15 protein-coding genes and 1 pseudogene are annotated in these 17,866 nt (G+C 71.0%); 4 read left to right on the plus strand and 12 right to left on the minus strand.

What is annotated here, in order from left to right; all coding sequences use genetic code 11:
• Positions 1-301: 301 nt before the first annotated feature.
• From QSK36_RS38630 to QSK36_RS38670, 9 genes are all read right to left on the minus strand, one after another.
• Positions 302-3,151 carry a cellulose-binding domain-containing protein gene (locus QSK36_RS38630; protein ID WP_285785812.1) on the minus strand — a complete coding sequence of 950 codons (2,850 nt, stop codon included), beginning with the start codon at positions 3,149-3,151 and terminating at the stop codon, positions 302-304.
• A gap of 551 nt (positions 3,152-3,702) precedes the next feature.
• The gene (locus tag QSK36_RS38635) at positions 3,703-4,557 is read right to left on the minus strand and encodes an amidohydrolase family protein (protein WP_285785813.1); all 855 of its coding nucleotides are present in this window, start codon (positions 4,555-4,557) and stop codon (positions 3,703-3,705) included.
• 80 nt (positions 4,558-4,637) lie between these two features.
• A complete protein-coding gene (larC, locus tag QSK36_RS38640; RefSeq protein ID WP_285785814.1) occupies positions 4,638-5,753 on the minus strand; it encodes a nickel pincer cofactor biosynthesis protein LarC in 1,116 nt (371 codons plus the stop codon).
• Complete coding sequence (gene larB / locus QSK36_RS38645; protein WP_285785815.1) at positions 5,750-6,418, minus strand: nickel pincer cofactor biosynthesis protein LarB; 669 nt, start codon at positions 6,416-6,418, stop codon at positions 5,750-5,752. The genes larC and larB overlap by 4 nt, the downstream gene beginning before the upstream one ends.
• Positions 6,415-6,837 (minus strand): RbsD/FucU family protein, encoded by a 423-nt coding sequence (locus QSK36_RS38650; RefSeq protein ID WP_285785816.1) that lies wholly within the window; start codon positions 6,835-6,837, stop codon positions 6,415-6,417. Before QSK36_RS38650 ends, larB begins: the two co-directional genes overlap by 4 nt.
• Before the next feature lie 2 nt (positions 6,838-6,839).
• A complete protein-coding gene (gene larA / locus QSK36_RS38655) occupies positions 6,840-8,096 on the minus strand; it encodes a nickel-dependent lactate racemase (RefSeq protein WP_285785817.1) in 1,257 nt (418 codons plus the stop codon).
• The gene (locus QSK36_RS38660; RefSeq protein WP_285785818.1) at positions 8,086-9,018 is read right to left on the minus strand and encodes an aldo/keto reductase; all 933 of its coding nucleotides are present in this window, start codon (positions 9,016-9,018) and stop codon (positions 8,086-8,088) included. The genes larA and QSK36_RS38660 overlap by 11 nt, the downstream gene beginning before the upstream one ends.
• Positions 9,015-9,752 carry an SDR family NAD(P)-dependent oxidoreductase gene (locus QSK36_RS38665; RefSeq protein ID WP_285785819.1) on the minus strand — a complete coding sequence of 246 codons (738 nt, stop codon included), beginning with the start codon at positions 9,750-9,752 and terminating at the stop codon, positions 9,015-9,017. Before QSK36_RS38665 ends, QSK36_RS38660 begins: the two co-directional genes overlap by 4 nt.
• Entirely contained in the window at positions 9,749-10,597 is an 849-nt protein-coding gene (locus QSK36_RS38670) for a fumarylacetoacetate hydrolase family protein (RefSeq protein ID WP_285785820.1), read from the minus strand. The genes QSK36_RS38665 and QSK36_RS38670 overlap by 4 nt, the downstream gene beginning before the upstream one ends.
• 168 nt (positions 10,598-10,765) lie before the next feature.
• Here QSK36_RS38670 and QSK36_RS38675 point away from each other — a divergent pair, with 168 nt between their 5' ends.
• The 4 genes and pseudogenes from QSK36_RS38675 to QSK36_RS38690 form a co-directional block, all read left to right on the plus strand.
• The gene (locus tag QSK36_RS38675) at positions 10,766-12,058 is read left to right on the plus strand and encodes an L-fuconate dehydratase (protein ID WP_285785821.1); all 1,293 of its coding nucleotides are present in this window, start codon (positions 10,766-10,768) and stop codon (positions 12,056-12,058) included.
• 1 nt (position 12,059) lies between these two features.
• Positions 12,060-12,773 carry a FadR/GntR family transcriptional regulator gene (locus QSK36_RS38680; protein ID WP_285785822.1) on the plus strand — a complete coding sequence of 238 codons (714 nt, stop codon included), beginning with the start codon at positions 12,060-12,062 and terminating at the stop codon, positions 12,771-12,773.
• Positions 12,766-13,656: an ATP-dependent sacrificial sulfur transferase LarE gene (gene larE / locus QSK36_RS38685; protein WP_221264301.1), complete on the plus strand. Its 891-nt coding sequence runs from the start codon at positions 12,766-12,768 to the stop codon at positions 13,654-13,656. The genes QSK36_RS38680 and larE overlap by 8 nt, the downstream gene beginning before the upstream one ends.
• A gap of 83 nt (positions 13,657-13,739) precedes the next feature.
• A pseudogene (locus tag QSK36_RS38690) lies at positions 13,740-13,877 on the plus strand (transposase); the annotation flags it as partial.
• Positions 13,878-13,948: 71 nt separating this feature from the next.
• On the opposite strand, the gene QSK36_RS38695 reads toward QSK36_RS38690, so the two are convergent.
• Genes QSK36_RS38695 through QSK36_RS38705 form a run of 3 tightly spaced genes read right to left on the minus strand, consistent with a single transcriptional unit; the run spans position 13,949 to position 17,651 of the window.
• Positions 13,949-14,995 carry an ABC transporter permease gene (locus tag QSK36_RS38695; protein WP_183542146.1) on the minus strand — a complete coding sequence of 349 codons (1,047 nt, stop codon included), beginning with the start codon at positions 14,993-14,995 and terminating at the stop codon, positions 13,949-13,951.
• Positions 14,988-16,556: a sugar ABC transporter ATP-binding protein gene (locus QSK36_RS38700; protein ID WP_285785823.1), complete on the minus strand. Its 1,569-nt coding sequence runs from the start codon at positions 16,554-16,556 to the stop codon at positions 14,988-14,990. Before QSK36_RS38700 ends, QSK36_RS38695 begins: the two co-directional genes overlap by 8 nt.
• Before the next feature lie 12 nt (positions 16,557-16,568).
• Positions 16,569-17,651, minus strand: coding sequence for a sugar ABC transporter substrate-binding protein (locus tag QSK36_RS38705; protein ID WP_183542150.1), 1,083 nt, complete (start codon positions 17,649-17,651; stop codon positions 16,569-16,571).
• Between the last annotated feature and the right edge of the window lie 215 nt (positions 17,652-17,866).

Consider the following 17,866-nt stretch of genomic DNA (forward strand, 5'->3'; position numbering starts at 1 on the left):
ACCGGCCTTCACCATGGGCAACGCCTGGCAGTTCTTCATGGGCTACCGCTTCGCCATCTTCAACTACGCCACCCAGTCCCTGGGCGGCGCGGTCACCGTCAACCGCTTCGACCTCACCACCCCCTGACACCACCGACCTGACACCACCGACGGCCCTCGGGGACGGATACGCCGATCCCGAGGGCCGTCGGTTGCGGGCCTTGGCCTATTCCATGATCCACCGCTCGGCGCCGGGTGGGCGGCATCGCGCCCACCCGGGTCCCGAGATTCGCTCGCCGGCAGGGGTGACCGATTCTTGGGATCAGAGTCCGATGCTGCGGCTGCCGAGGTGCTTGGCCGTGGTGGCGGGGCTGCCGCCGACCGGCCAGTAGGGGAGGGAGGTAGTGGGGTTGGAGGCCCGCTGGATGAGGTAGGAGGTGCCGGCCTGTGCGGGGATGGCGATGGTGGCGCCGGTCTGGTTCGCCAGCACGGTGGTGCCGCCACCGTTCACGACGGTGACGTTCTGGCCGGGCCAGGGGTTGCGGACGGTGATGGTGCCGTCGGCGCCGGCTTCGACGGCGACGGTGACCAGGGTGCCGTTGCGGATCTGGACGTGGGCCTTGCCCTTGTGCTGGATGTAGACGGTGCCGTCGGCGTTCCAGGTGCTCGGCCAGCCGGGAGCGATGCGCAGGGTGCCGTCGTAGTCCTGCACCAGGCCCTCGGTGACCGCGGCGGCGGTGACGCCCAGCTGCTCCAGGTAGGGGTTGGTCAGCTTACTGGGATCCCAGCTGGCGAACCCGTTGGGGAAGACCTGGTACTTGTTGACGTTGGCGATCAGCGCGGTGCGCATGTCGTTGCCCAGGCCGAGCCGGGCGGCGTGCAGCGCGTCGAAGCTCCAGTCGGTCTCGGTGATGTAGCTGCGGTGGCTGAAGGTGCGCTTGGCCAGGTCGGACTGGTTGCCGCTGTCGCCGATGAGGTTGTACGGCCACACCGGCTCCAGGCCGAGGTTCTCGACGTTGTGCTTGGCCGCGGTGGGCTGCGCCGACAGGGCGAGCATGTCGTTACCGGCGGAGTCGGAGGACGGGCTCAGCACCTGGGTCTGACCGAAGTCGGTGCGGGGCAGCGGCCGGATCTTCGGGATCGCCGTCTGCAGGCGGCCGACCAGGTCGGAGTCGACGCCGAGGGTCTGGGCCGCCTGCACCGTCACCGGGAACAGCGCCTGCATCGCGGCGACGTCGGTGATCGGGTCGTCGACCGACCACTGAGTCTCGTGGGCGTTGGAGTGAGTGTGCAGCAGGCCGTCGGATCCCGCCTTGGCGTGCGACAGCAGGAACTTCGCCGAGTCCCGCATGACCGGGTAGTTCGCCGACAGGAACGACCGGTCGTCGGTGGCCAGGTAGGTCTGCCAGATCCACAGGCCGATCTCCGCCCCGGAGGTGACGGTCTGGGAGTTGTAGGAGGGGGCGATGGTCGAGTCGCAGGACTCGTTGCCCGAATACCAGCTGCCGTTGCCGTTGAAGCGCATGGTCTCCGGCACGCAGATGCCCTCGTGCCCCGGGTAGCGCGCGGACGTCCAGGCGGCGATGTTGGACAGGTTGGTGCGGTAGAGGGTGAACATCGGCGTGTTCAGCGAGAACGCCCCGGCCGACAGGTTGGCCTGGATCATCATCCGCAGGTTCCAGAACCAGTATCCGGCCGGGTACCAGGGCTGGGTGTCCTGGCCGACGTTGAACAGGTTGGCCTCACCGGCCTGGGTGCCCGGCAGGGTGTCGCGGTTGCTCGCGGCGATCGCGTACAGGTACAGCGTCCGCATGTTCTCGAAGTACTCGCCCGACCCGTCACCAGAGGTGATCTTGATGAGGCCGACCGAGTTCCAGTAGTCGTGCCACCACGACAAGGTGCTCGCGGCCAGGTCCGCCGAGCCGCGGGTGAGATCGGTGCCCAGCAGGCCGGTCGCCGTGGTCAGCGCGTTGCCGCCCTTCCAGCCGGGGGACACCACGATCACCCGGAACGACCCGTCGCTGTTGGGCTGGAAGCTCACCTGCGCGGTCCGCGAGTCGGGATTGGACGCCCGCACGTTGCGCCCGCCCGCGCTGACGCCCGCCATGGTGCCGAACGTCTGGCCGGAGGCCCACGTCCCGCCGTCGGTCCAGGACTCCGACAGCGTCGCCACCGATCCGGACGCCTCGGCCCTGGGGTTGCGCGGGCTCCACAGCTTCACCTGCGCGGTCTGGGAGCTGTTGGGGTCGGCGCCGGTGACGTCCACCACCAGCTGAGAGGTGTCGGCCCGTACGTAGGCCTTCAGCGTCATGCCGCCGCCGGACTCGTACAGCGTCCCGTCGTACAGGTCGAAGTAGCCCTTGAAGTCCGACGCCCCGGTGAGCCTGCTCAGCCCGGGAATCACGACCTGGCCCGGCGACTTGCGGTCGGGGAAGGTGTCGTTGCGGTTGAGCTGCGCGGTGAACCCACCTCCGCCCCAGGCGGGGGCGCCGAGGGCGCCGTTGCCCAGTGGGACGAACTGGGTGGAGCTGGTGTTGGCCTTGCTGAGCACGATGTTCGACCGGCGCACCACGTTCGGGACGTCCACGACGAACTTCCCGTTCTGCCACGCCGTCGAGTTTCCGCTCGGCGACACCGACGGACTCGGGGACGCCGAGGGGCTGACCGAGGGGCTGACCGACGGGCTGGCCGAGGGGCTGGCCGAGGGGCTGGCCGAGGGGCTGACGGAGGGGCTGGGGGAGGGGCTGGTGGTGACGGTGCCCGTGCAGGGGGTGCCGTTGAGAACGAAGTCCGTCGGCACCGGGTTGGCCGAGCCGCTCAACGTGCCGTTGAAGCCGAAGCTCGTGCTGCCGCCGGTCGGTATGGACGCGTTGTAGCCCGCGTCGCTCACCGTGACCTGCGCGCCCGACTGGGTGTAGCTGCCGTTCCACAACTGGCTGATCGTCTGCCCGCCGCCGAACGACCAGGTCAGCTTCCAGCCGTTGACGGGGTCGCCGATGTTGTTAACGCTCACATTGGTGCCGAAGCCACCTGGCCACTGGTTGGTCACCGTGTAGGTGACCTGACAGCCGGCGGCGGCATGGGCGGACGGGACACCGATGAGGGCGGCGCCGACGCCGACGCCGGCCGCGGCCGCGAGTGCCATGCGTAACCGATGGAACTTGAGTCGCATGCTGTTGGTCCTCCAGGGGGCGGATTCACGGGAGGGGCCGTCGCCGACCCGGCGGCGACGTCGAGCGCCTTTCCAAATCCGGAGAATCGTCCGTCCTAGACATAGGACGTCTTCGTAGGCGGACAGTACGAAGAGCCCTGTTCGCCGTCAAGTTCCCAACCGGCTCATAGTCGGGCGGTGGCGCGGGGCGCGCGGTTGGCGTGCCCAGTGGCGAGAGGTGGCCGCGGACCGCGCCGGGCGACGTCATTCCTGGTCGGTCCAGTATTTCGAGCGTGCCGCGCGCTCGGAAGGCCACTCGGGAACGCCTGATCGCGGTCGCCGGTAGATCCGGGGCCGCGGGTGCGGGACTCGTGAAACGTACATGTCCGGCCGTACCCCTCGGACATGCCGCGCATCCTCGCATGCGCTGCACCCTTGTTTCATGGGATGACTAACACGAGGAAGTGCCGACACATGCCGACGCATACGGTCACCTGCTGACCGCGCTGACCCGGCCGCCGCGGCCCGGAGGTCGTGTCGTCTTCGTGCCGGTCTCCGGCTCCCCAGGGGGCTCACCCCTCCAGGCGGTAGACCCGTGTCGCCGTGTCGCGGAAGACGGCCTCGCGGTCGGCGGCCGTCAGTCCGGCATCCGTGAGGAGCGCCGAGACCGTCTCGGTCCAGAGGGGCAGGGAGCCGGCGAGGAGACAGACCGGCCAGTCGGAGCCGAACATGAGACGAGACGGACCGAACGCGTCGAGCGCCACGTCGACGTACGGGCGCAGCGCGGCGGCGTTCCAGTCGTCCCACGCCGCCTCGGTGATCAGGCCGGAGAGTTTGGCCGTCACGTTGGGCTCCGCGGCGAGCTCACGGATGAGACCCGCCCAGGGGTCGAGCTCTCCGGACGCGATCGGCGGTTTCGCGAGGTGGTCGAGGACGAAGGTCAGCTCGGGCACGGCGCGTACGGTCTCGATCGCGGCGGGCAGCTGGTGCGGCAGGACGAGCAGGTCGTAGGCGAGTCCGGCCGCCGCGACCTGCCGCAGCCCGCGGCGCACGTCGTCGCGGGCCAGCCAGCGCGGGTCGGATTCGCCCTGCACCAGGTGGCGGATCCCGTGCAACAGGGCACCACCGGGCGAGGCGGCCAGGGCGGCGAGCTCGTCGGCGAGATCGGGCCGGGTCAGGTCGGTCCATCCGACCACCGCGGCGACGGTCCGTGACCGCGCCGCCAGCGCCAGGAACTCGCGCGTCTCCTCCGCGTCGCCCAGCACCTGCACGAGCACGGAGCGGCCGATGTCCGTGCCGGCCGCGGCGGAGGCGTAGTCGGCAAGGGTGAAGTCGCGGCGGATGGGAGCCATCTCCGGGGGATCCAGCCACGTCTGCGGGCGCTGGGAGAGGTCCCACAGGTGGTGGTGGGCGTCGATGCGGGTCACGCTCGGAGCCGCGGGGGGAGTCGCAGCGGAGGTCACAGTGGAGGTCACAGTGGAGGTCACAGTGGAGGTCACGGTGGAAGTCACAGCGCGTCGAAAGCCTCTCGTGCCAGTTCCTGTAACGGTCTGCCGGTGGCCTCGGCCAGGGCGGCCAGGTCGTCGTACTCGGGTTTGACCCCCCACGGCCCGTGCTTGATCCGGACGTCCCGGCCGTGCAGGCGCACGGTCTCGAAGTGCCGGGGCAGGGCGACCTTCTCCACCGCGCCGCGTCGCAGGCCCAGGCTCCCCGTCTCGGCGAAGACCAGGTTCTGCAGGTCGTCGGCCAGCTCAAAGGGTGTGAGGACGTGCAGGACGTGCGCGGGGCGCCCCTTCTTCATGACGGCGGGCGTGATCCAGGCGTCCGCCGCGCCCGCCGCGAGGGCTCGCTCGATGACGTGCCCGAGGACCTCCCCGGTCACGTCGTCGAGGTTCGTCGACAGGACGATCTGGGTGCCGGTCTCGGCCACCGGCTCTCCGAGCATGGCCACGGTCACGTTGGGCCGGTCGGGCAGCACGCGGCCGCCCGCGCCGTACCCCGTGGCGCGCAGGGCCATCTCCGGAGCCGGGCCGTACGCCGTGCCTGCGGCGCGCAGCAGGGCCGCCCCCGTCGGCGTGACCGCCTCTCCCGCCTCCCCGCCCCGCACCCGTGCGCCCTTCAGCAGCGCGAGCGTGGCGGGAGCCGGGACGGGCAGCACGCCGTGGCGGGTGTGCACCGTGCCGCCGCCAAGCGGCAGCGGCGCGGAGTGCACTCGCGTCACCCGGAGATCGCGCAGCGCCGCCGCGCATCCGACGATGTCGATGAGGGTGTCGTGCCCGCCGAGTTCGTGCAGGTGGACGTCGGCGGCCGGCACGCCGTGCAGCGCGCCCTCCACCTCGGCGATCGCGGTCAGCGCCGCCTCCGCCACGGTCAGGCCGGTCCGGGCCGCCATCGCGATCAGCTGCGCGGCCGGGCGCTCGGTGGCGTCGTCGTCGACCTCGATCCGCACGCGGGTGGCGGTCAGGGCTCCGGTGCGCACCCGTTCGGCGTCGAGCCGCCAGCCGGTGAGCCCGGTCGCGGCGACCGCCTGCCGTACGGCGTCGAGCGAGGCGCCGGCGTCGAGCAGCGCGCCGAGCAGCATGTCGCCCGCGAGTCCGGTGAAGGGGTTGAGGCAGAGGATCACCGGGACGTCCTCCTCGTGAGGCGGTAGGCCGCGAGGGCGGCGCCGAAGCCGGAGTCGATGTTCACGACGGTCAGCCCGGCGGCGCAGGAGGTCAGCATGGCCAGCAGGGCCGTCACGCCCTCCAGCGCGGCGCCGTATCCGGTGGAGGTGGGCACCGCGATCACGGGCGTCTCGACGAGACCGCCGACGACGCTGGCCAGTGCGCCCTCCATGCCGGCGATGACGATCACGCTGTCGGCCGCGCGCAGGTCGTCTGCGGCGGCGAGCACGCGGTGCAGCCCGGCCACCCCGACGTCCCTGACCATGACGGTCCGCAGGCCGAGCGCGGAGGCGACGGCCGCCGCCTCGGCCGCGACGGGGCCGTCCGCCGTCCCCGCCGTGACCACGGCCACCGTGTGCTCGATCGGCCGCGCCGGCCGCCAGACCAGCAGCAGGGCGTCCGGGTCGTACGCACCGCCGGAGACGAGCTCGCGCACCGCGGCGGCCGTGCCGGGTTCGACCCGCGTCACGAGAACCGGCCCGGTGTTCCGGCCGAGCAGAGTGGTGACGATCCCGGCGATCTCATTCACCCGCTTGCCCGGGCCGTACACCACTTCGGGCAGCCCCTGGCGCGTCTCCCGGTCCAGGTCGACGCGCGCATACCCGAGATCTAGCGACTTGCTCATGCCGGGACGATATATCCGACGGTCAGCAGGAGATTCGCGTAAAGCCGGTCGTCGCCGGTCGCGACGGCGAACGCGACGTCCGGCTGTTTCGCGGCCTCATAGAAGTCGAGCCGGTCCATGGCCTCGATGGGCAGGCCCGGGCCGAGCAGCTCCCGGTAGCGGGCCAGCACCTCGGGCTCGCCGCCCTCGTCGGGACGCATCGAATGGACCGACTCCAGCGGTACGGCGTCCGCGAGAACCTCCAGGACGTCGTCCACGCGGACCAGCCCGGGCCGCAGGTTGAGATGGATCACCGGGGCTCCGGCCCGCACGTTGGTGGCGTGGGCGTAGTTGGCGTCGGCGAGCAGAACGCGCGATCCGTGACCGGTGGCCGCGAGCGCGGACAGCAGCGGCGGGTGGATCAGGGGGTAGCGGAGCACGGTCACTCTTCCGCGAGGTAGGGGATCGTCATAGGGCCTTCCGGCAGGACGCAGACCCGTCCGGGCAGGGCGCGGACCGTGGCGGCGATGTCGCCGGTCTGCTCCAGGTGGGCGGCGGCAAGGTCGGCGTCGCCCAGATACGACGTGTGCATGATCACGTTGGCGTGCCGCTGGATGCGGGCCTGGATCTGGACCTGCCACTGGTCGGGAACGGTCTCGGCGCGGCGGGAGATCTCCTCGAACAGCGCCTCCGGAGAGGCGGCGGAGGTGAGCACGTCCCGGTAGGAGCCGTGGTCGGGGAAGCCGTCCCGGCACTCGGCGGCGCAGATGATGGTCCCGCCGGGTTTGACGACCTGGGCGGCGGCGCTCATCCCCTTCACCGACTGGTACAGGTTCTGGTCGAGCGGGAAGCCCGCGTTCGTCGTCACCACCACGTCGAAGGGCTCGCGAACCGGGCGCATCGCGGCGGCGCGGGCGGCGGCCGTGGCGGCGGCGTGCATCGGCAGCAGATCACCGCCGAACGCGTGCACGATCTTCTGCTCCCGGTTGAGCACGACGTCGAGGGCGAAGGTGACGCCGGTCGCGGCGGCGATGGCGCGGACGTCGTCGTGGACGGGATTGCCCTGGACGACACCCCAGGTGGCCCGGGGGTCGCCGATGCGGGCCGCGTCGTGCAGGGTCAGCACGGTCTCCAGTGCGGCGAGCCCGGGCGCGACCAGCTTGGGGCCGCCGGAGAACCCGGCGAAGAAGTGCGGCTCGACGAAGCCGGTCGTGATCCGTACGTCGGCGTCGGTCCACTCCCGGTTGAGCCAGACCGGTACGTCCTTGCCGTGGCGGCCCATCCACCTCAGTGACGACGCGTCGCGCGCGTCGTGGTTGACGATCCGCACGGCGTCCACGACTTGGTCGCCGAACATCGCGCGCAGTTCGGCGCCGGTGTTGCCGCGGTGGGTGCCGGTGGCCACCAGGATCACGACGTCGCCCAGATCGACGATCCCGTCCAGTTCGGCCAGGATCGCCGGGATCATCAGGTGCCGCGGCTGGGGTCTCGTACCGTCGCAGGCGGAGATCGCCACCGTCTGGCCGGGGCGCACCCGCTCGCGCAGCGGCGGGCCCGCGACGGGTTCGCGCAGGGCCCGCCGCAGTTCGGCGGCCTCGTCCGTCACGGCGGGCCGGGCGACCGGCGCGATGACCGTGGTCCGGTCGTCCGGCAGCTCTACGACCAGGCCGCCGGTGCCGTAGGCGAGGTCAACCCGCATGGTTCAGTTCCTCCCAGAGCACGTCCGGGATGTCGGCCGCCGCCAGCGCCAGATCCTCGACGATCTCCTCCGCGCTGCGTGCGCCGATCAGGACCGTGGTGACGGCCGGGTGCCGGTGGGGGAAGCGCAGGGCCGCGGCGGGCAGCGGCACGCCGTGCGACGCGCAGACCCGGTCCAGTTCGCGTGCCCGTTCCAGCACGGCGGGCGGGGCGGCGTCGTAGTCGTAGGTGGTGCCGCCGGCGAGGATCCCGCTGTTGAACACCCCGCCTGCGACGACGGCGACACCGCGCCGTTCGCACTCGGGCAGCAGCTGTTCGGCGGCGGAGCGGTCGAGCAGCGTGTAGCGTCCCGCGACCAGGACGGCGTCCAGGTCGGTCTCGCGGACGAACCGGGTCAGCATCTCGGCCTGGTTCATCCCGGCGCCGATCGCGCCGATCACCCCCTGGTCGCGCAGCTCGGCCAGCGCCGGGTACGCCTGGCCGGCGGCCTGCTCCCAGTGGTCGTCCGGGTCGTGGATGAACACCAGGTCGAAGTGGTCGAGCCCGGTCCGCCGCAGACTGTCGTCCAGCGAGCGCAGCACACCCTCACGGCTGTAGTCCCGCACCCGCACGAAACCGGTCCGCCCGGGGAACCCCTCCTCCTCGCCCTCACCAGGGACGAGAACGCGGCCCACCTTCGTGGAGACGACCGCCTCGGCGGCGCCTTCGGGTAGGGCGCGCAGGAACCGCCCGAGACGCTCCTCGGCCAGCCCGCTCCCGTAGTGCGGCGCGGTGTCGAAGTAGCGGATCCCCGCCTCCCACGCGGCGGCCAGCACCTGCTCGGCCTCTTCCTCGCTCACCGGCGCGAACAGCCCACCCAGCGGCGCCGTGCCGAGCCCGTAGCGTCCCAGCCTGCCCGCCAGGCCACCGGCGGCGGCCGTCACGACGTCACCGGCCTCAGCCGCAGGCCCGACATCCCGCCGTCCACGGCCAGCTCGATCCCGGTCGTGGACCCCGCCCCCGGGCTCGCCAGATAGGCCACCGCGTGGGCGACCTCCTTTGGCGTCACCAGGCGGCCGTGCGGCTGGCGGGCGGACAGCGCCGCCCGCTCGGCCTGCGGATCGGGGGCGGCGTCCAGCAGCCGGCCGACCCAGGGGGTGTCCACGGTGCCGGGGGTGACGCAGTTGACCCGGATGCCCTCGCGGACGTGGTCGGCCGCCATCGCGCGGGTCAGCGCGAGCACCGCCCCCTTGGACGCCGAATACACCGCCCGCTGCGGCAGGCCCGCCGTCGCGGCGATCGAGCAGGTGTTGACGATCGCGGCGTGCGGCGACTCGCGCAGGTGCGGCAGCGCCGCCCGGGTCACCCGGGCGACCCCCACCACGTTCACGTCGAACACCCGCAGCCACTCGGCGTCGTCGTTGTCGGCCACCGTGCCCTGCGCACCGATGCCCGCGTTGTTCACCAGCACGTCGATCCGGCCGTACGCCTCCGCCACCGCCGTGACAGCCGCACGTACGGAGACGTCGTCGGTCACGTCGCAGACGAACTCGGCGTCCTTCAGGTCCAGGACGGCGACGCGGGCGCCGCGGGCGGTCAGCTCCTCGGCGACCGCCCGGCCGATGCCCGAGGCCCCGCCGGTGACGATCGCCACCAGGCCGTCGAACTCTCGACTCATGCCTGTCCCATACGCTGGCGCTGGCGGCCCAGGCCGTCGATCTCCAGCTCCACCACATCGCCCTCCCGCAGGTAGGCCTGCGGGCCACGGCCCAGCGCCACCCCCGCCGGAGTGCCGGTGTTCACCACGTCACCCGCCTCCAGCACCATGAACTGGCTGAGATACCAGATCACGTGATGCACCCCGAAGATCTGGTTCTTGGTGTTCCCGTTCTGCCGCAGCTCCCCGTTCACCCACAACCGCAACCCCAGCGCCTGCGGATCGCCGACCTCGTCGGCCGTCACCAGCCACGGACCCAGCGGATTGAACGTTTCACACGACTTGCCCTTGTCCCACTGGCCGCCGCGCTCGTTCTGGAACTCCCGCTCCGACACATCGTTGGCGATCGCATACCCCGCGATCACCTCCGCCGCCGCCTCCGGGGATTCCAGGTATCGCGCCGTACGGCCCAGGATCACGGCCAGTTCGACCTCGTAGTCGGTTTTCACGCTCCGGCGCGGCACCAGCACCTCGTCATCGGGGCCGACCACCGTGTTCGACGCCTTCATGAACACCACCGGCTCGGCCGGGATCGCCGCGCCCGTCTCCTCCGCGTGATCGGAATAGTTGAGCCCGATACAAATGATTTTGCCGGGCCTGGCCACCGGCGCACCCACCCGCTCATACGGCCCCGCCTCCGGCAGCCCGCCCTCCGCCAGAGCCGACCGCACCCGCTCGACGCCTCCCTCAGAAAGGAACGCGCCGTCGATGTCGGCCGTCAACGACGACAAGTCGAACACCCGCCCGTCGGGCGCGAGCACGCAGGGTCGCTCCTCGCCCACGGGACCCACTCGCAACAGCTTCACGATCTTGGCCTCTCCGCTGGTTCACAGGGCCATGTGCCGTGCCGAGCCTGCCAGATTCATCGGGTTGAAGTAAAGCCTTTGATGGGATATCTGCCGACTTGCCTTGACCTTCTTCCAGTGTGACCCTACTGTTCCAATCACATTCATCGGATCAATTGGAGTTCGCCCATGCCGACGATCACCTCTGTGAACGTGATCGACATCAGGTTCCCGACCTCCGCGACGCTCGACGGCTCGGACGCCATGAACCCGGACGGCGACTACTCCGCGGCGTACGTGGTGCTGGAAACCGACGATGGCGACCTGGCGGGGCACGGTCTGACGTTCACCATCGGGCGGGGCAACGACCTGTGCGTGGCCGCCGCCCGGCAGATCGGGGCGCGGCTGGCCGGCCGCGACGTGGACGAGCTGGCCGGCGACCTCGGCGGGCTCTACCGCGAGATCATGGCCGACAGCCAGATGCGCTGGCTCGGGCCGGAGAAGGGCGTGGTGCACCTGTCCGCCGCGGGCGTTCTCAACGCGGCGTGGGACCTGGCGGCCCGCCGGGCCGGCAAACCCCTCTGGCGCTTCGTCGCCGACATGACGCCCGAGGAGCTGGTCGCGGCCTGCGACTTCCGTTACCTGTCCGACGTGCTGACCCCCGCCGAGGCCGTCGAGATGCTGGCCCGGCTCGCCCCCACACGCGGGGAGCGGATCGCCGAGCTCGCCGAGCACGGCTATCCCGCCTACAACACTTCTCCGGGCTGGCTCGGCTACGACGACGGCAAACTGCGCCACCTTCTCCGTGAGGCCGTGGCCGACGGCTGGACGCACGTCAAGCTCAAGGTCGGCGCGAACGTCGAGGACGACATCCGGCGCCTGTCGATCGCCCGGGAAGAGCTCGGCGACCGCGTCCTGATGATCGACGCCAACCAGGTGTGGGACGTGCCCCAGGCCATCGAGTGGGTCAACCGGCTCGCGCCGTACGAGCCGCTGTGGATCGAGGAGCCGACCAGCCCCGACGACGTGCTCGGCCACGCCGCCATCCGTAAGGCGATCGCCCCCGTCGGCGTCGCGACCGGCGAGCACTGCCACAACCGCGTCATGTTCAAGCAGCTCCTGCAGGCGGGCGCGATCGACTTCTGCCAGATCGACTCCTGCCGGCTCGCGTCGGTCAACGAGATCGTGCCGGTCCTGCTCATGGCCGCCAAGTTCGGCGTGCCCGTCTGCCCCCACGCCGGCGGCGTCGGCCTGTGCGAGCTGGTCCAGCACATGGCCGTCGTCGACTACGTGTGCGTGAGCGGCAGTCTGGAGGGCCGCGTCCTGGAATACGTCGACCATCTGCACGAGCACTTCACCGACCCCGTCCGCATCGAGCGCGGCCGCTACCTGCTGCCTGAGAAGCCCGGTTACAGCGCTCGCATGCACTCCGAGTCGATCGACGCGTACCGCTACCCTGATGGCCACCAATGGGGAGGCTGACGTGGGCGCCATCGAGACGGCGATCGACACCATCAAGCAGATGATCATCGATGGGGAGCTGCGCCCGGGGCAGAAGCTCCCCGTCGAGAAGAATCTGGCCGAACAGCTCGGTGTCGCCCGGAACACGCTGCGCGAGGCCGTACGCGCGCTGGTCGCCATGCGGGTCCTGCAGACGCGGCAGGGCGACGGCACCTACGTCACCAGCCTCTCTCCCGACCTGCTGCTCGACGGGATGAGTTTCGTCGCCGACATTCACCTGGACGCCGGGGCGGGGGAGTTCCTGCACGTGCGCAGGATTCTGGAGGCGGAGGCGACGGCGCAGGCGGCCACGCGCATCCCGGACGCCGATCTCGTCCGCCTGGGCGATCTGCTCGACGAGGCCGAGACGGTCGCCGCCTGCGATCCTGTCGACCACGAGAAACTGGTCGCTCTCGACCAGGACTTTCACGCCCTCATCGCCTCCCATTGCGGCAACGCCGTCCTCGCCGCCGTCATCCAGAACATGTCCGGCCGCACCGTACGAGCCCGCGTCTGGCGGGGCATGAGCGACCCCGAGGCCGTTCACCGCACCCTCCGGGAGCACCGGGCCGTCCATCGGTCTCTGCTGGCGCGGGACTCCGAACGGGCCCGGCTCCACGCCGCCCTGCACGTCCTCGGTGTCGAGGAGAGCCTCACCGGCTCGCGTGCCTTCGTGGGCGAGGCCGCCCGTGGCTGATCGTCCCGCTTCCGAGGGAGAGAAGACGGCGGACGCCGGCCGGGTGAGTGCGGCGGGCGCGGTGAGCGACGCCGTGGACCCGCTGATGGCCCGGCTGATGGACCGGCTGCGCCGTGAGGACGCGGTCGTCGTCGCCTACTCCGGCGGCGCCGACTCCGCGTTGCTCGCCTTCGCCGCCGCGAGGGTGCTCGGCAGGCGCGCACTGGCCGTCACCGCCGTCTCGCCCAGTCTGGCCGCCTCCGAGCGGGCCACGGCACGCGACTTCGCACGAGCCCACGGCCTCGCCCATCTGGAGGTGTGCACGGACGAGGCCGACAGGCCCGAGTACGCCGCCAACGGCGCCGACCGCTGCTACCACTGCAAGTCGGCGCTGTTCGACGCGCTCACGCCGCTGGCGGCCGCCATGGGCGCCCGGATCGCGCTCGGCACCAACCTCGACGACCTCGGCGACCACCGCCCCGGGCAGCGGGCCGCAGCCGAGCGCGGGGCCATCGCACCGCTGGTGGAGGCCGGGCTCACCAAGGCCGACGTCCGCGCGGTCAGCCGGAAGCTCGGCCTGGTCACCGCGGACAAGCCCGCCGCGCCCTGCCTGGCCTCGCGGGTGAGCTACGGCGATCCGGTCACGCCGGAGGTTCTGCGCAGGATCGAGACCGCCGAGGGCGCGCTGCGCGAGCTCGGCTTCCCGGTGTGCCGGGTGCGCGCCCACGCCGGCGGCACACTCGCCCGGGTCGAGGTCCCGCACACCGAAATCCCGCGGGCGTGCGAGCTGCGCGAGCGCGTCGACGCCGCGGTCCGCGGCGCGGGCTTCACCTTCTGTTCGCTGGACCTGTCCGGTTTCGCGTCCGGGCGCCTCAACGCGCTGCTGCCGTTGCTCCCCTCATGACGCGCTCCCCGGCCTGAACCGGAAGGCCGGGTGATCCCCGCCTTCAGGCGAAGCGGGAATCACCCGGCCGTTTCGCGTCTGAAGGCGCCGCCCCCATCCCGGCCTCCTCCGGCACAACCACCCGGCACCGGCACAACCGCGGAGGTGACCGGCAGGCCGACGCCGCCCTCTACCGCGTCGTCCTGTGTCGCCTGCGCGGGGACCCGCGCACCCGCGCCCACATGGAACACCCCGGACCCGTACGCGGTGATGAGCGGGGGAGACCGGCGCGGGGACCGGCCTCCCCTTCTCGTCATTCCTGCGACTTGCCGCCGGTGAGGCGGGAGATCGCGAGCGCGGTGAGGATGATCGCCCCGTTGAGCGCCTGGATCCACTGCGCGGGGACGCCCGCGAGGGTGAGGACGTTCTGGATCATGTAGAGCAGCAGGATGCCGGTGAACGCGCCGAACACGGTGCCCTTGCCGCCGTTGAGGCTGACTCCGCCGATGACGGCGGCGGCGAACACCGTGAAGATCGCGCCGTCCCCCTGGGCGGCGGCGACGGAGGCGAGCCGGCCCGTCAGCAGGAGACCGCCGATCGCGGCCAGCAGGCTGGCGGAGATCAGCGTGATCCACAGCACCCGGTCGGTGCGTATACCGGCCGCCCTGGCGGCGTCGACGTTGCCGCCGATCGCGTAGAGCGCCCGGCCGAACCGGGTGAAGCCCATGACCACGATGCCGGCCGCGAACAGCAGCAGGCAGATCCAGATCGACGCGGGCACGCCGAGCCACATCGTGGAGCCGAAGTAGGTCATCGACGGCGGGAGGTTGAAGAAGGTCTGCCCGCCGGAGATGCCGGTGAGGAGGCCGCGCAGCACGATGAGCATGCCCAGCGTGACGATGAAGCCGTTGAGCCCGAAGCGGACGATGAACAGCGAGTTCACCACCCCGACCAGCACCCCCACCGCGAGGGTGATGGGGATCCCCCAGGCTCCCGGCAGCAGCCCGAGCCCGGCCCCCGTTCCGCTGGCGACCGTCAGCCAGGCGGCCACGCCGGGCGCCAGCCCGAAGGTCGACTCCAGCGAGAGGTCCATCCGGCCGGCGATCAGCACGAGCGTCTGCGCGAGGACGAGGAGCGAGATCTCCGACATCGTCTGCAGGATGTTGATCAGGTTGTCGCTCTGCAGGAAGATCGGGTTGACGATCTGCCCGACGATCGCGATCACGATGACCGCGGGAACGAGCGCGAAGTCCCGCAGCCGCGCCAGGGGGATCTTCGGGCGGCGCCTTTCCGCGGCCTCTTCCGGCGCGGGCGGGCTCGGTGGCTGTCCCGTCGTGGCGTGTGCGGCGGTCTCAGGCATCGAGGTCGACTCCTTCCATGGCGGCCACCATCTCGTGGTCGTGCCAGCCGGCGGCCAGTTCCGCGACGACGCGGCCGTGGAACATCACCAGCACCCGGTTGCACAGCCGCAGGTCGTCAAGTTCATCGGAGGCGATCACGACGCCGGTCCCGGTGTCGGCGATCTCCTCGACCTTGCCGAGCAGGAACTCCTTCGACCGGACGTCGACCCCGGCGGTCGGCGTGATCAGCACGAGCAGCCGGGGATCGTTCGCCAGGGCCCGAGCCATGACGACCTTCTGCTGGTTGCCGCCGGACAGCCCGGAAACGGGGAGGTCCGGGCCGGGTGTCTTGATCGCGAGGTTATTGATCATTTCGCGGGCCATCGCGTCCTTGCGGCGGCCGCTGACGAAGCCCGCCTGACCGAGCCGCTCGGGCACGGTCATCGTGGCGTTGTCCGCGATCGACATCAGGGGGACGAGCCCTTGATGGTGGCGGTCGCGAGGCACGAAGCCCACACCGGCGGCCAGCGACTCCGGCACGCTTCCGGGTCGGGGGCGGCTCCCGGCCACCTCCAGGGTCCCCTCCTGGGGGGCCCGCAGCCCGACGACGGTCTCGGCGAGCTCGGTCTTCCCGCTGCCGCCCAGGCCCGCCAGCCCCACGATCTCCCCGGCCCGGACCTGAAGGTCGACGTCCTGGTAGACGTCGCCGTCGGACAGTCCCCGTACGTCGAGGACCACCGGGGTCTCCGCCGGGACCGGCGGGCGGACGGCGTGCTCGCGCAGGCCGGCGGCCTCACCGGTCATCGCCGCCACCAGCTCGCCCTGCGGCAGGTCCGCCACCGGCGCGGTGAGGATGTGCCGGGCGTCCCGGTAGACGGTGACCGTGTCGCAGATCTCGTAGATCTCCTGCAGGTGGTGGCTGATGAACAGGAAGGTGACTCCCTGCTCGCGCATCGCCCGCATCCGGTCGAAGAGGCGGGCGATCGCCGCGCCGTCGAGCTGGGCGGTGGGCTCGTCGAGGATGATGAACCTCGCGCCGAACGACAGCGCCCGGGCGATCTCCACGAACTGCCGCTGCTCCACCCCGAGCTCACCGGCCGGCCGGCGTACGTCGACGTCCACCGACCAGGCCTCCAGCTGCTCGGCCGCCTTCCGCCACAGGCCCTTCCAGCCGACCAGCCCGAACCGGTTGCGATCGTGCCGGTTCAGGTAGAGGTTCTCCGCCACGGTCAGCTCAGGGATGATCGTGGACTTCTGGTAGACACAGGCGACCCGCTCACGCCAGGCGTCGCGGTCCGACAGCCGCGGAGCGGGGGTCCCGGCGAAGCGGACCTCGCCCTCGTCGGGCGCCTGCAGGCCCGTCAGGATGGAGACCAGGGTCGACTTGCCCGCGCCGTTGCGGCCGACCAGGGCGTGCGTCTCCCCAGGCCTGATCGTTATATGGGCGCGGTCCAGCGCCGTCGTCTCGCCGTACCTCTTGGTGATGCGCTCCGCCTCCGCGACCGCGGGCCGGCCCGTAGGGTCCGGCCCGGTGTCACGGGCGGGTGGAGGGCTCGCGGGCCCTCCCGCGAACTCTTCCATTGCCACGCCCTCTCAGCTCAGGTTGTTGCCCCACAGCGACTTGTCGTCGTGCTTGACGCTGGGGATGCCGCCGTAGGTGCCGCCGTCGGCGGTGACGAGCGGCGCGGACAGCTGGTCCTCCAGCAGGCCCGGCCGCACCTGGATGATGGTGCTGTCGTGATCGGTCTTGCCCGGCTGGAAGGTCTTGCCCTCGATCGCGGCCTGGGCGTACGACAGCGCCCACTTGGCGTACAGGTCCGCGGGCTGGGAGACGGTCGCGTCGATGTTCCCGGCGGCGATGTCCTTGAGCTCCTGCGGGATGCCGTCGTTGGAGACGACGAAGACGTGCTTGGGGTCGTCCGGCGGCACCAGGAGGTCGCGCTGCTTGAGCACCTGCAGCGTGCCGGCGAGCGCGAAGCTCGACTGCATGTACACGCCCTTGACGTCCGGGTTCGCGGTCAGGACCGTGGAGAGCTTCTGCGAGGCCACGGCGCCGTCCCAGTTGGTCGCCTCGCCGAAGACCTTGATGCCGGGGTAGTTCTGCTTCATGCAGTCGTTGAACGCCTCGGTGCGGTCGCGGCCGTTGATGGAGGCCAGGTCGCCCTCCAGCATGACCACCTTGCCCTTGCCGCCGAGCTTCTCGCCCAGGAACTTGCAGGCCTTCTCCCCGTACGCGCGGTTGTCCGCGCGCACGACCATGAAGGCGTTCCCGGTGTCGGGCCGGGTGTCGACCAGCACGGCGGGGATCTTCTTGGTCTCGAGCTGCTGCAGCGTGGGCGCCACCGCCGCGGTGTCCTGCGGCGCCATCACCACGCCCTTCACGCCCTGACCCATCAGGGTCTGCACGTTGGAGGTGAGCTTGGCGATGTCGTTCTGGGAGTTGGTCGTCTTGACCTCCGCACCCAGCTCGCCGGCGAACTTCGGCACGTAGCTGATGTAGGAGTTCCAGAAGTCCGTATCGGAACGCGGGTAGTCGACGCCGATGACCGGCTTCGCCGCTGCGTTGTTCCCGCCGCCGGAGTTGTCGTCTCCCGTACCGCTGTTCCCGCCGCAGGCCGCGGCGAGGCACCCCGATATGGCTAAGGCCGCGGCGAGCGCGAACCGTCTGCGTTCCATCGTCTCTCCTTCTGAAGCACCACGGCTGCCATGCCGTAGCTGACCGCGCCACGCTCAGGTGACGCCCGCGCCGCTGTGCGGAGCTTGGGCGAGCCTCGCCGTGAGCGGGCTAATCACTGACAGGACATGGGATGTCTTTCTATGCTCAAAACCGCGCCAGTGTCCAGACCTTGAGGAGGGATGGTGATATTCCGTTATTCGAGCGGCTCCCCACC

This window comes from Microbispora sp. NBRC 16548 (assembly GCF_030268985.1).
Classification (GTDB): Bacteria; Actinomycetota; Actinomycetes; order Streptosporangiales; family Streptosporangiaceae; genus Microbispora; species Microbispora catharanthi.

What these genes read in the sequence shown, in the direction of transcription:
- QSK36_RS38630 (WP_285785812.1), bottom strand. Translation starts at nt 3,151, where the DNA reads ATGCGACTCAAGTTCCATCGGTTACGCATGGCACTCGCGGCCGCGGCC.
- larB (WP_285785815.1), bottom strand. Translation starts at nt 6,418, where the DNA reads ATGAGCAAGTCGCTAGATCTCGGGTATGCGCGCGTCGACCTGGACCGG.
- larA (WP_285785817.1), bottom strand. Translation starts at nt 8,096, where the DNA reads ATGCGGGTTGACCTCGCCTACGGCACCGGCGGCCTGGTCGTAGAGCTG.
- QSK36_RS38665 (WP_285785819.1), bottom strand. Translation starts at nt 9,752, where the DNA reads ATGAGTCGAGAGTTCGACGGCCTGGTGGCGATCGTCACCGGCGGGGCC.
- QSK36_RS38675 (WP_285785821.1), top strand. Translation starts at nt 10,766, where the DNA reads ATGCCGACGATCACCTCTGTGAACGTGATCGACATCAGGTTCCCGACC.
- QSK36_RS38695 (WP_183542146.1), bottom strand. Translation starts at nt 14,995, where the DNA reads ATGCCTGAGACCGCCGCACACGCCACGACGGGACAGCCACCGAGCCCG.
- QSK36_RS38700 (WP_285785823.1), bottom strand. Translation starts at nt 16,556, where the DNA reads ATGGAAGAGTTCGCGGGAGGGCCCGCGAGCCCTCCACCCGCCCGTGAC.
- QSK36_RS38705 (WP_183542150.1), bottom strand. Translation starts at nt 17,651, where the DNA reads ATGGAACGCAGACGGTTCGCGCTCGCCGCGGCCTTAGCCATATCGGGG.